The 12,842-nt window shown below is 65.3% G+C and carries 12 protein-coding genes; 5 read left to right on the top strand and 7 right to left on the bottom strand.

Annotated elements, in window-relative coordinates:
* Positions 1-3: 3 nt before the first annotated feature.
* Both AABF56_RS16160 and AABF56_RS16155 read left to right on the top strand, forming a co-directional pair.
* Entirely contained in the window at positions 4-726 is a 723-nt protein-coding gene (locus tag AABF56_RS16160) for an ABC transporter ATP-binding protein (protein WP_244769823.1), read from the top strand.
* A gap of 1 nt (position 727) precedes the next feature.
* Entirely contained in the window at positions 728-1,441 is a 714-nt protein-coding gene (locus AABF56_RS16155) for an aspartate/glutamate racemase family protein (RefSeq protein WP_272806711.1), read from the top strand.
* A 57-nt stretch (positions 1,442-1,498) separates the two neighbouring features.
* Here AABF56_RS16155 and derI read toward each other — a convergent pair whose 3' ends face one another.
* The 7 genes from derI to AABF56_RS16120 form a co-directional block, all read right to left on the bottom strand.
* Entirely contained in the window at positions 1,499-1,957 is a 459-nt protein-coding gene (derI, locus tag AABF56_RS16150) for a D-erythrulose-4-phosphate isomerase (protein ID WP_244769825.1), read from the bottom strand.
* A 13-nt stretch (positions 1,958-1,970) separates the two neighbouring features.
* Positions 1,971-2,735 carry a triose-phosphate isomerase gene (locus AABF56_RS16145; protein WP_272806710.1) on the bottom strand — a complete coding sequence of 255 codons (765 nt, stop codon included), beginning with the start codon at positions 2,733-2,735 and terminating at the stop codon, positions 1,971-1,973.
* Positions 2,732-3,502 carry a DeoR/GlpR family DNA-binding transcription regulator gene (locus tag AABF56_RS16140; RefSeq protein ID WP_272806709.1) on the bottom strand — a complete coding sequence of 257 codons (771 nt, stop codon included), beginning with the start codon at positions 3,500-3,502 and terminating at the stop codon, positions 2,732-2,734. Before AABF56_RS16140 ends, AABF56_RS16145 begins: the two co-directional genes overlap by 4 nt.
* 85 nt (positions 3,503-3,587) lie before the next feature.
* Complete coding sequence (locus AABF56_RS16135) at positions 3,588-4,532, bottom strand: sugar-binding transcriptional regulator (protein ID WP_244769828.1); 945 nt, start codon at positions 4,530-4,532, stop codon at positions 3,588-3,590.
* A gap of 72 nt (positions 4,533-4,604) precedes the next feature.
* The gene (locus AABF56_RS16130; RefSeq protein ID WP_272806708.1) at positions 4,605-5,540 is read right to left on the bottom strand and encodes a TIM barrel protein; all 936 of its coding nucleotides are present in this window, start codon (positions 5,538-5,540) and stop codon (positions 4,605-4,607) included.
* Between the two features lie 8 nt (positions 5,541-5,548).
* Positions 5,549-7,060 (bottom strand): glycerol-3-phosphate dehydrogenase, encoded by a 1,512-nt coding sequence (locus AABF56_RS16125; RefSeq protein ID WP_272806707.1) that lies wholly within the window; start codon positions 7,058-7,060, stop codon positions 5,549-5,551.
* A 44-nt stretch (positions 7,061-7,104) separates the two neighbouring features.
* A complete protein-coding gene (locus AABF56_RS16120) occupies positions 7,105-8,655 on the bottom strand; it encodes an FGGY-family carbohydrate kinase (RefSeq protein ID WP_272806706.1) in 1,551 nt (516 codons plus the stop codon).
* A 771-nt stretch (positions 8,656-9,426) separates the two neighbouring features.
* Here AABF56_RS16120 and AABF56_RS16115 point away from each other — a divergent pair.
* The 3 genes from AABF56_RS16115 to AABF56_RS16105 all read left to right on the top strand — a co-directional run bounded on the left by AABF56_RS16115 (position 9,427) and on the right by AABF56_RS16105 (position 12,753).
* Entirely contained in the window at positions 9,427-10,074 is a 648-nt protein-coding gene (locus AABF56_RS16115; protein ID WP_272806705.1) for a DUF2291 family protein, read from the top strand.
* Positions 10,071-11,609 (top strand): sugar ABC transporter ATP-binding protein, encoded by a 1,539-nt coding sequence (locus tag AABF56_RS16110; RefSeq protein ID WP_272806704.1) that lies wholly within the window; start codon positions 10,071-10,073, stop codon positions 11,607-11,609. The genes AABF56_RS16115 and AABF56_RS16110 overlap by 4 nt, the downstream gene beginning before the upstream one ends.
* 103 nt (positions 11,610-11,712) lie before the next feature.
* Positions 11,713-12,753, top strand: coding sequence for an ABC transporter permease (locus AABF56_RS16105; RefSeq protein ID WP_244769834.1), 1,041 nt, complete (start codon positions 11,713-11,715; stop codon positions 12,751-12,753).
* The last annotated feature ends 89 nt before the right edge of the window (positions 12,754-12,842 follow it).

Raw genomic sequence — 12,842 nt, 5'->3', positions numbered from 1 at the left:
GCCATGACGAAGATATTGAGCGTTGAGAATATCGAACTCTACTACGACCACATCTATGCGCTGAAGGGCGTCTCCATCGATGTGGACGAGGGCGAAACCGTCGCGCTGATCGGCGCGAACGGGGCGGGCAAATCCTCGATCCTTCGGGCGATCACGGGGCTCCGGCCGGTCAAGTCCGGCCAGATCTTCTACCAGGGCCAGCGCCTCGACGGTACCCCCGCGTCCGATGTGGTGCGCAAGGGCATTTCCATGGTGCCCGAGGGCCGCCGCGCCTTCCCGCTGATGTCGGTGAAGGACAATCTCCTGATGGGGGCTTTCACCCGCACCGACAAGGCGGAGATCGAGCAGACGCTGGAGAACGTGCTGACGCGTTTCCCGCGCCTGCGCGAACGCTACCATCAGCAGGCGAACACCATGTCGGGCGGCGAGCAGCAGATGATGGTGATCGGCCGCGCGCTGATGGCCCGCCCGAAACTGCTGCTGCTGGACGAGCCGTCGCTCGGCATCGCGCCGAAGCTGGTGCAGGACATCGCCCGCGCCATCGTCGCCATCAGCCGCGACGAGAAGGTCTCCATCCTCCTCGTCGAACAGAACAGCCGCATGGCGCTGTCCATCTCCAACCGCGCCTATGCGCTTTCCACCGGGTCGATCGCGCTGTCGGGCAATTCCAGGGACCTGATGAACGACGACCGCATCAAGGCTGCCTATCTCGGAGGCGAACTCTGACATGAAAATCCTCGTCATCAACCCCAACACCACAGCATCGATGACGGACCATATCGGCAAGGCGGCGCGCGGCGCCGCCTCTGCCGGAACCGAGATCGTCGCCGTCAACCCGGTGAAGGGGCCGGTCTCGATCGAAGGCTATTTCGACGAGGCGATGAGCCTTGCCGGCCTGCTCGGTGTCATCAAGGATAATCCGGATTGCGATGCCGTCGTCATCGCCTGTTTCGACGATACCGGGCTCGATGCAGCGCGCTGCCTTACCGACCGGCCGGTGATCGGCATCGGCGAGGCGGCCTATCACTTCGCCTCGATGATCTCGAACAAGTTCTCGGTGGTCACGACGCTCGCCCGTTCGGTGCCGGCGCTTGAGCACAATCTCTCGCGCTACGGCCTTTCGGCTCGCTGCGCCCGCGTGCGTTCCTCGGAGGTGGCGGTGCTGGAACTGGAGCAGCCGGGCTCCAATGCGCGCCAGAAGATCAGCGCCGAAATCGGCCTCGCCGTTAGCGAGGACCGAGCGGAGGCGATCGTGCTCGGCTGCGCCGGCATGGCGAGCCTTGCGAACGACCTTGCCGGCGAGCACGGTCTGCCGGTGCTCGACGGCGTCACCTGCGCGGTCAGGCTGGCCGAGGCCATGGCCGGCCTCAACCTGCGTACATCCCGCCTCGGCGGTTACGCCCCGCCGCCGCCGAGCAAGCTCCGGGCGGCGCTCGGTTAGCTCTTTCCTACAAAAGAGCGGAACGCGGCCAGGCCGCATTCCGCTTTCGCGCTCGGCTTACTTGCCGGCGTTGTACTTGGCGTCGACCTCGTTGATCGCCTGGACATTGCCGGCCGAGCGGCCGTTCTCGTCGAAGGTCTGGGCGAGGAAGGCGTCGGCGATGGACTTTGCCAGTTCCGAGCCGATGACGCGCGCGCCCATGGTGATGATCTGGGCGTTGTTGGACAGCGCGGCGCGCTCGGCCGAATAGGTGTCGTGCGTCAGCGCGGCGCGGATGCCGGGCACCTTGTTGGCCGAGATGCAGACGCCGATGCCGGTGCCGCAGACGAGGATCGCGCGGTCGTAATCACCGGCGATGACGGCGGAGGCGACGCGGTCGGAGAGGTTGGCGTAAAATGCGTCCGGGCCGGCATCGGTGCGCGAGATCTCGTGCACCTCATGGCGGTCCTTCAGGTGATCGGCGAGAATCTTGGCGAGGCCTTCGCCCGCACTGTCACCGGCAATTGCAAGTTTCATGGGAAGTCTCCTTTCAGATGGTGGCGGCGCAGCGCGCCAGGATGTCGAGATAGCCTTCAACCTTCCAGGCTGAGCGGCCGATGAAGAGCCCGTCGATATTGGGGCAGGCGATCAGTTCCTCGCAGTTCTCAGGGTTGACCGAGCCGCCGTAGAGGCAGGGAATGCGGCGGCCGAGGACTTTTTCCGCGACCTCGGCGATCTCGGCATGGCGGGCATCCGCATAGTCCGCGCTTGCCGGGATGCCCTTTTCACCGATCGCCCAGACGGGCTCGTAGGCGAGCAGGATGTCCGCCTGCTTCTGCGTGGTGTCGAGCCGCGAGAGCGCGCCGCGCACCTGCTGGGCGAGAACCTCGGTCGCATTGCCGCCTTCGCGGTCGGCGAGCGTTTCGCCGATGCAGATCAGCGGTACGAGGCCGTGGCGCACGGCAGCTTCGGTCTTCAGGCCGACCGTCTCGTCCGTTTCGCCGAAATGCTCGCGGCGCTCGGAATGGCCGAGCTCGACGAGATCGAGATTGCAGTCCTTCAGCATCACCGGCGAAATCTCGCCGGTCCAGGCGCCTTCGTCCGCCCAGTGCATGTTCTGCGCGCCGACCTTCACCGAGGTGCCGGCAAGGAGCGCCTTGACCTCGCGCACGGCGGTGAAGGGCGGAATGACGAAACGCTGGATGCGGGGTTCGCGGCCGCTATCGGCGGCTTTCAGCCCCTCGGCGAAAACCGTTGCCTCCGCCAGCGTCTTGTTCATCTTCCAGCTCGTGCCGACCCAGAATGTGCGGCTCATGACGTCGTCTCCTTTGCGATCCTGACCGTCGTCCGGCCGCCAAGTTCCGCGGCGGTGTCGTGCGGCAGGGGTTTGTCTGAAATGACCGTGTCGAATTCGGCAAGGTCGGCGAGCACGTGCAGCGCCGTGTGGCCGAAGCGGCGGCTGTTGATCAGCAGGCATTTCTGCCGGCTCGCCGCCATCATCGCCCGCTTGGCCCGCACCACGGCCTCGTCCATGTGATAGGAGAGGCGCCCCGAGGCGGCCGGGGCCGAGACGAAGGCGATGTCGGCGCGCAGCCGCGACAGCGCCTCTTCCGTCACGATGCCGAAATAGGCGTTGAACTTCGCCGAGAAGACGCCGCCGAGGCCGATCAGCGTCACGCCGGACATGCCCTTGGCGCGTTCCAGGATGGCGGCGTTGTTGGTGATGAGGGTGATCGGCTTCTTCGCGCACAGAACGTCGCCGAGCACCGAGGCCATCGAGCCGTCGTTGATCATCACCGTCATGCCCGGCTCGACCAGTTCCGCGGCGGCTTCGGCCAGCGCCCGCTTGACGTCGGCCTCCTGCAGTTCGCGGAAGCGGAAATCGCTTTCGAACTGGGTGCCGGCATCGATCGTCGCGCCGCCGCGCACTTTCCGAAGCACGCCTGCCCGTTCCAAATCGTCGAGGTCGCGGTGGATGGTCATCTTGGAGACGCCGAAGCGTGCCGCGACGTCGTCGAGTTCGACGGCCCGGCTTTCGACCAGAAGATTGATGATCTCCTGCCTGCGCTCTTCTCGTTTCACGGCGTTCTCCATCTCACGCTGCGGTCAGGCCTATAACATCCTTTCGCACATAATATAACATAAAGTATGTTATTTTGTGATTTTTCTATGTCGAGCTCTGCAGAAGCTGCCGCGCCGTCCGCTCGTCCGTGATGAGCCCGTGAAGGGTGTGGCTGTGCAGCACGGCGCGGATGGCCTCGGTCTTCACCGGCCCGCCGGCAATCGCGACGATCCGGTCCCCGCCCGCTTCCGAGAACGAGGCGGCAAGGGTCCGGGCGGTCACGGCGGTTTCGAGGATGCGACCCTTGGCGTCGAAGAAATGGCCGAGCAGTTCGCCGACGCCGCCGAGCGCGACGATCTCCTCCAGTTCGTCGGGCTGCAACATGCCCGAGGTGACGAGGTGGGCCTGGTTGTCGACGGTGCCGATGCCGACGACCTTGAGATCGGCGCTGCGGGCGAGGTTGAACACCTCGCTGACGCCGCGCTGCGAGAGCAGCACTTCCCGGTCCTCCTCGGTGTTCGCGAAGAACGGCACCGGCATCACATAGGCCTGGGTGCCCGTCTTGGCCGCCAGGCGATGCATGACGTCGTAGGGGTTGGCGGCGTAGTTGCGGGTGAGGCCGCCGAGCAGCGAAACGAAGCGCGTGCCGCTGGCGCTGATCCGCGGCAGATGATGCACGGCCGCCGAGAGCGTGCGGCCGTGGCCGAAGCCGATGACGGCGGCTTCGCCGCGTTCGATTTCGCGCCGAAGGAAATCCGCGCCGATATGGCCGAGCGTCGTCAGGGCCAGCGGATCGTCGTCGACATCGGGTGCGACCTCGCAATAGTCGAGCCCGTAACGGGTGGAAAGATCGAGCTCGAGCTGGACGCATTCGGCGATCTCGCCGTCGATGCTGACCTTCACCACGCCCTCGGCGACGGCGCGGGCGATCAGCCGGTGTGCCTTCACCGAGGGAATGCCGAGCCTTTTCGCCACGGCGGACTGGGTGAACCCGCCGACATAGTGCAGCCAGGCGGCGCGGACGGCGAGGGAGTCTTCAATGTCGGTCATCGGCGATGTCCTGTCCTGCTTTCAACCGGAAGCGGTCTTCAGGCCCAGTCTTAGCAAGCGGCCTCGGGATGGTCAGCCCAGCTTCAGGTCCGACGCACCGGTATCGATGTGAGGAGCCCAGAAGGCGATGCTTTCTGCGATCTGCGGAATGACCTCGCGGTCGTTCGGCTCGCGCTCCTTGAAGGAAAGTTCGAGGCAGATCTCGTTGTCGGCGGCGCCGCCCTCGGCGAAGGCCTGCAACAGCGGTTCCGGCTGGATACGGCCCCTGGCGTTGAATTCGGCGGTGAAGGGCCGGTGGCCGCCCTTGTCCATCAGGCTCTGCTTGATGTGGATGATCGGCGACACCTTCGGCACCGCGCGCGCCCAGGCGTAGGGGTCGAAGTCGTCCGGATTGTCGGAGGTGACGTCGCCATGGTCGATATCGGCCATCATCCACATGGGGATCGCCATATTTGCCGCGGTGAGCCGGTCCTGCAGCGACAGGCACGCCTCGATGGTCTCGCCGAATTCACGGCCGACACTCATCGGTTCCCAGAAGACATAGGAAAGGCCCGCGCCCCTGGCATGCTCGGCGACCTCGGCCCAGCAGTCGATGGCGATGTCGATCAGCTCCGCGCGGCGAGCCGGATCGTCGAAATCCCGGTAGGTGAAGATGGCGAACTGGGTGCCGACGGCGGCGCCGCCGAGATCGCCGATGATATCGGCAAAGGTCTTGAACCAGTCGACATAATAGCGCCGCACCTCCGCATCCGGATGGCCGAAATGGTTGAGGCGGCCATAGGGGCCGGTCATACCCGAGGTGACGCGCACGCCGCTGCGCTGGAGCGCCTTGTCCATCTGCCGCGTCAGTCGGCGGATCGTCGTGGCGCTCCAGCTCGGATTGATGAATTCATGGGTGAGCTGGAGGTCGCGCAGGCGCAGTTTTCGCGCGACCGTGTCGATCAGGTCGTCGGGATCGGCGAAGCGGTTGACCAGAGGATTGGTGTTGAGCGAGAGCGTCAGCGGCATAACGGTCCTCAGGCGGCGGCGAGGCGGGCGGTGTCGAACCAGTCGGCGAAGGCCGCGCGCTCGGCTTCGGTCAGGTGCAGGTAGTGCTTGGTGCGGCGATAGAGGATGTCTTCCGCCGTATCGGCCCATTCGCTGGCGACGAGATAGCGGGCCTCGGCCTCATAGAACTGCCCGCCGAAATGCCGGCCGAGGCTGTCCAGATTGCTTGCGCCGGCGACGACGTTTTTCGTGCGCGTGCCGTAGAGGCGGCCGTAGTGGTGCACCAGCTTGCGCGGCATCCAGGGATAGGTGTCGCGGAGGGTGTTGGCGAAGGTCTCGTAGTCGGCGTTCGGCATGTCGCCGCCCGGCAGCGGGGCCTTTTCCGTCCAGTCGTCGCCCATGTTCGGGAAGATGGGCCTGAGGCGCTGCATGCCGCGCTCGGCAAGCTCGCGGAAGGTGGTGATCTTGCCGCCGAAGACGTTGAGCAGCGGCGCGCCGCCCGTCTCGTCGAGATCGAAGACGTAGTCGCGGGTGACGGCGGAGGGATTGCCCTTGCCGTCGTCGAACAGCGGGCGCACGCCGGAAAAGCTATGCAGCACATCCTGCCGGCGCAGCTTTTCCTTGAAATAGCGGTTCACCGCCTTGAGCAGGTAGTCGATTTCGCTCTCGTCGGCCGAAACATCCTCGGCGCGGCCCTCATAGGCGATGTCGGTGGTGCCGATCAGCGCCTTGTCGCCCTCATAGGGGTTGATGAAGATGACGCGCTTGTCGTGGTTCTGCACGAGATAGGCGTTCGCGCCGGCCCAGAATTTCGGAACGATGATGTGGCTGCCCTTGACGAGGCGCACGTTGCGCGTGGAGTTGGAGCCGGCGACGCGGTTGATGACGTCGGAGACCCAGGGGCCGGCGCAGTTGACCACGCATCTGGCGCGGAAGGTGCGGATCTCGCCGGTCAGGCTGTTCTTCGTCGTCACGGTCCAGGCGCCGTTTTCGCGGCGGGCGGAGATCGCGGGCGAGCGGGTCAGCACCACGGCGCCCTTTTCCGCCGCGCCGACGGCGTTGAGCGTGACGAGCCGGGCGTCGTCCACCCAGCAGTCGGAATATTCGAAGCCACGCGTATACTGGTCGAGGATCGGCGTGCCTTCGGGGTCGCGTCTCAGGTCCAGCGTGCGCGTGCCCGGCAGTTTCTTGCGGCCGCCGAGATGGTCGTAGAGGAAGAGGCCGAGACGCACGAGCCAGGCGGGGCGATCCTCTGGACTGTGCGGCAGCACGAAACGCATGGGCCAGATGATGTGCGGGGCGGCGTTGAGCAGCACCTCGCGCTCGATCAGCGCCTCGCGCACCAGGCGGAATTCGTAATATTCGAGATAGCGCAGACCCCCGTGCACCAGCTTGCCGGAGCGCGAGGAGGTGCCCTCGGCGAGATCGCCCTTTTCGCAGAGCACGACCTTCAGCCCGCGGCCGGCCGCGTCACGGGCGATGCCGGCGCCGTTGATGCCGCCGCCGATCACGAAGAGGTCGATATGCTCGGGTTCGTTCATCTCAGTCTCCTTCGGCGCCCCGCGGGAAGGCGCGATCGTTTTCCTCAATGCGCAGCCAGGATGTCCCAGGCGGGAGCGATGCCCCGGCGTACATCCGAATAGGCGGTGAAGAGGCGCGTCATGCGTTCGGTGCCTTGCGGCGCCGGTGGTTCGGCCGTGCCAAGCTCGGGCGTCACCCAGTCGGCGATGCAATCGTCCATGGTGCGGTAGGCGCCGATGGCGACGGCGGCCATCATCGAAGCGCCGGCGGCGCCGGCCTCCTCTCGGCTGCTGACCCGCACCGGCGCGCCCAGCGCCGCGGCGAGCGTGCCGCGCAGCGCCACGGAGCGTGCTGCGCCGCCGCTGATGCGCAGTTCCGGCGGCAGGGCGCCCATGGCGGCGTAACAATCGCGCGTCGCCATGCCGAGGCCCTCGACGACGGCGCGCACGAGATCCGGGTAGCGATGGCGGCTGGCAAGGCCGGTGAAGTTGGCGCGTGCCCGGGCGTTGACGAAGGGGCCGCGCTCGCCGGCCTCGGAAATATAGGGGTGATAGAGGATGTTGCCGGGCCTGCTTTCGGCAAACCAGGGGTCGATCCGGGTGATCATCTCGTCAAGGCCGACGGGGATGCCGAATTCGCCGAGCAGGTCCGCGCCGAGTTGCAGCAGCCAGTCGAGATTGATCGTCGCGCCCATGTTGGTCTGGACCTGGGTGACGATGCCGGGGATCGGCAGGGTGATGACATAGCCGGTGCGCTCGGCGTTGAGCACCACGTCGCCGACGGGCTTTGCCAGCAGATGCACGCCGGTCGAACCGATGGCGGAGCAGGCGGCGTTGCGGCCTTCGCTGCGCACGCCCGCTCCGAGCGCCGTCATGACCATGTCGACATAACCGAGGCAGACGGGCGTGCCGGCCACGAGGCCGGAGGCGGCGGCCGCTTCGGCCGTCAGCGGATGTACGGTCTGCGTGCCCTCGATGACCTCCGGCAGCAGGCTGCGGCGATGGGTGAGGCCGAGGGCGGCGAGCACGTCATCGTCATAGCGGCGGGTGCGGAAATTGCCGAAGGTGAAGCTCACCTCGGACGGGTCGGTGGCGCGGATGCCGGTGAGGTTGAGGTAGAGCCAGTCCTTGCAGTGCATGGCCGTTTCGGCTTCGGCGAGCAACTCCGGGAAATACTGGTCCATATGGGCAAGCTGCGTGCCCTGCTGGCAGGTGTTGAGGCCGGTGCCTGTCGCCGAAAAGCGTACGCGGTCGGCGTCCGCAGCGGCCAGCCGCTCGACGGTCGGCGCGGCGCGGGCGTCGAGCCAGAGCCACGCGTCGCCGGCCGGCCGGTTTTCCGCGCCGACGAGCCAGGTGCCGTCGCCCTGGCCGGTGACGGCGATGGCGGCGGTGCGCTTGGCGAGGCCTTCGACCTTTTCGGCGAGGCTGCGCAGGGCGCGCGTGCAGTCGAGCCAGGTCTGGTCGAGCGACTGGGTGACGGCGCCGTCTTCGCCGGTCCTGTAGGTGTTGCGCACGGAAGCGCTGGCGATCTGGCGGCCGGCAAGCGTGAAGGCGACGGCCTTCATCACGGAAGTGCCCGCGTCGATGCCGATGATCAGGTCAGCCGCTTCAACCATGGCATGCACCCGCGGATCCCGCGACAGCCCGTGCCGCTTCGCCTGACCCGAAACAGAGCATTCGATCCTCCCGATAGTCTCTCGGCCTTAATGCGTGGTTTTCGGATCAGGGCCCGCCCGTCCGTACGGAATTTACCACGAACCTCCCGAATGTCGCCATGGAACATACCACAAAGTTATCATGTGTCTCGTAAAATTTTTCGAGCATCGAATTTTTTTTCAGATATTATAGGCGATGAGCATGTTCACGGGCGGCGGGCGGCTTTTGCAGCTCGTCCGCCGCTACCTTTCCCGTGCCATGGTGCCGGCATGCGGTCGCTGCCGCGTAGTCGCCGCTTGTGCTTCAATTTATGCTCAGTTTAATCAATGGTTTGATTGACTATCAATGCCGCCTGCCTGTTTGTGTCGGAGACCGCCCGGCAGTAGCGCTTCCTCCGTTCTGTCCTCTCTTGCAGGGGTGATTTCTTGAGTGTGGGCGTGGCGGAAGGAGATGCAGCGGGCAAAAAGGCCGATTGACAAGTTGTGTTAATTTAACATATACATTGCGACATATAACACATTTATACCGCAACTGCGAAAATGTGTGCACTGCAGCGCGAAGCCGGTGAGGAGACTGGCGGGCGCCGGCCATGGGAGGATGTCATGACCCTTTTTTCTCGGAAGAGAGCGCAGCCCGATGGCCGCAGCGCATATGCAGACGCGCGTGCGCCATCGGCGCCGTGCCGGAGCGCCCGCTAAAACTTCCTTCGTTCAATCGCAAGGCCCATCGACATGACTGACGCCACGCAATCGAAATCGCCCCAGCCCGCGCGAAACGTCCGTTGGATCGGTGTCGCCGCCGCGGTGCTGGTCGGCGCCATGATCTTCGACACGAAGATCGTGCGCATCGGCTCGGAAAACGACGTTCAGGTGCAAAGATTCTCGGCCGAGGCTTTCGGCGCCGAGCAGTTCCCGTTGATCAAGCAGAGCGTCGAGACGCGCGCTGTCGATGCCGTTGAGCTGGCGCAGGCGATCGCCGCCGACAGGAAGGCGGCCGGCGAGAAATACGGCGTCGCGACCTCGGTCGGGCCGGTGATCCCGGTCAAGTTCACCGGCACCGTCGGCGAACGCAAGGCGAACTACAATGTCGTCGCCGTCGAGGGCCTGCCGGCCGAGCTGACCCTGCGCGTGCAGACCGGGCCGGCGCTGAACGGCACGGACCTGCGCGATGCGACCGGCCAGATCGAATTCGGCCAGTTCAAGAACCAGATCGAATACCAGGACGCGGGATCCGCCATCAACAACGAGGTCAAGAAGGTCGTGCTCACCGGCATCGATCCGGCGGCGCTCACCGGCAAGACCGTCTCGGTGATCGGCGTCTTCAAGCTGGTCAATCCGAAGAGCTGGATCGTCACGCCCGTGAGGCTCGACGTCCAATGAGCGCGCTTGATCCCGGCCGAAAGGATGAGGTCGTGCTCGCCGCGCGCAACGTGGCGAAGGCCTATGGCAACATCCATGCCCTAAAGGGCGTCAATTTCGACATTCACCGCGGCCAGGTGACGACGCTGTTCGGCGAGAACGGCGCCGGCAAGTCGACGCTGATGAAAATCCTCTCCGGCGTGGTGCAGCCGACGTCCGGCGAAATCCTTCTCGATGGAGATCCGATCGTTTTCGCGTCATCCTCCCAAGCACGCGACCGCGGCATCTCCATCATCCATCAGGAGCTGAGCCTCGCGCCGAACATGAACGTCCGCGACAACATCTTCATGGGCCGCGAGATCATGACGGCGACGGGCGTGGATTTTTCGGAAGAAGAGCGCCAGACGCGGCTCCTGATGGCTGAACTCGAAGAGGATATCGATCCTCTTACCCCGGTCGAGGACCTGCGCCTCGGCCAGCAGCAGATCGTCGAGATCGCGCGGGCTCTTTCGGTCAATTCGCGCATCCTCATCATGGACGAGCCGACCTCGGCGCTCAGCGCCTCCGAAGTCGAGGTGCTGTTCAAGGTCATTCGGGACCTTACCAATCGCGGCGTCTCCATCGTCTATATCTCGCACCATCTCGAAGAGGCCCTGCAGATCACCAACCATGCGGTGGTGCTGCGCGACGGCGTGATGACGGCCTATGCCGAGCGCAAGGACATCGACCTCGAATGGATCGTCCGCCACATGGTCGGCGACAATTTCGATCTCGGCGTCCCGCCGGCCGGCTACGAGAAGGGCGATGTCGCACTCTCCATCGAAGGGCTGACGGTGCCCGATCCGGGCGGTGCCGGCTATGCGGTCGTCGACGGGCTTTCGCTTGCGGTGCGGGCGGGCGAGATCGTCTGCATCTATGGCCTGATGGGCGCGGGCCGCACGGAACTGCTCGAAACGGTCGCGGGCCGCCTCAAGGCGTCAGCCGGCAGGGTGGTGCTGAAGGGCCGCGACGTCACCGGGCAGTCCATCTCGCAGTGCATTCGCGACGGTCTCGTGCTCGTGCCGGAAGACCGGCAGCGCGACGGCCTGGTGCAGACCATGACGGTCGGCCGCAACCTGTCGCTCGCCAGCCTCGGCGCCTTCACGCGCGGGCTTTTCACCTCCCCCGCCCGCGAGGCGGGCCTCGTCGGCAACGCCATCCGCAAGGTGCACATCAAGACCGATGGCGGCGGGGCGGCGATCGGCTCGCTCTCCGGCGGCAACCAGCAGAAGGTGGTCATCGGCAAGATGCTGGCGACCGATCCCGACGTCATCTTGCTCGACGAGCCGAGCCGCGGCATCGACATCGGCGCCAAGGCCGAGGTCTTCAAGCTGCTCGCCGAGCGGGCAAAACAGGGTCTCGCCGTCGTCTACACAACGTCGGAGGTCGGCGAATGCCTCAGCATCGCCCACCGCATCCTCGTCATGCGGCGCGGCCGCATCTCCGCGGAATTCGGTCCCGACGTGACCAAGGAACAGATCATGGCCGCCTCCGGCGAAGCCGTGCATGCCCACTAGAGCGATCCCGGTTCACCGGAATTGCTCTGGGTTGTTGTTTTTATCGCATTCTCCGACGCCGAAGCGATGCTTCGGCTGGAAATGCACTAGGAGCGCTGAAGCAATGTCAGTCACACCTGCAATCGACACAAAGGCAGCGGCCGGAAGCGGCAAGCGCAAGAAGGGCTTCGTCGAGCTCCTGTTCGAAGGCCGCGCCTTCTTCGCGCTGATCGCCATCGTCGTCGTCTTCTCGCTGATGTCGCCGAACTATTTCACGGTCAGCAACTTCCTCATCATGGCCTCGCATGTGGCGATCTTCGGCCTGCTCGCCATCGGCATGCTGCTCGTCATCCTCAATGGCGGCATCGATCTTTCGGTCGGCTCGACGCTCGGGCTAGCCGGCGTCGTCGCGGGTTTTCTCATGCAGGGCGTGACTCTGCCGCAGCTCGGCGTCATCCTCTATCCCTCGGTCTGGGTCGTGGTGGTGCTGACCTGCCTGCTCGGCGCGGTGGTCGGGGCGGTCAATGGCGTGCTGATCGCCTATCTGCGCGTGCCCGCCTTCGTCGCGACGCTCGGCGTGCTCTATGTCGCCCGCGGCATCGCGCTCCTGATGACCAACGGCCTTACCTACAACAATCTCGGCGGCCGCCCGGAGCTCGGCAATACCGGTTTCGACTGGCTCGGCTTCAATCGTCTTGCCGGCGTGCCGATCGGCGTCCTCGTCCTGCTCGTTTTCGCGATCATCTGCCACATCCTCCTGACGCGCACGGCCTTCGGCCGCTGGCTCTATGCTTCCGGCGGCAACGAGCGGGCGGCGGAGCTTTCGGGCGTGCCGGTCAAGCGGGTCAAGATCACCGTCTATGTGCTTTCCGGCGTCTGTGCGGCCGTCGCGGGCCTGGTGCTTTCCTCGCAGCTCACCTCGGCCGGACCGACGGCGGGCACGACCTATGAACTGACGGCGATCGCCGCCGTGGTCATCGGCGGGGCGGCGCTGACGGGCGGGCGCGGCACGGTCATCGGCACCATGCTCGGCGCCTTCGTCATCGGCTTCCTGTCGGACGGCCTCGTGATCATCGGCGTTTCGGCCTACTGGCAGACGGTCTTCACCGGCGCCGTGATCGTCACCGCCGTTCTGTTGAACAGCATCAAATACGGCCGCCGCTAAGGTAAGCGGCGACTGACAGGAACTGACTGCGGCCGGGAGAGGCGGACCATCGAACGCCCGGCAGCGGAAAGTATTGCCGAAAATCGGCG

Origin of the sequence: Shinella sp. WSC3-e, from assembly GCF_945994535.1 — a bacterium.
Classification (GTDB): domain Bacteria; phylum Pseudomonadota; class Alphaproteobacteria; order Rhizobiales; family Rhizobiaceae; genus Shinella; species Shinella yambaruensis.
The sequence above is the reverse complement of the archived record's forward strand: the minus strand, read 5'-3'. Positions and strand labels throughout refer to the sequence as shown.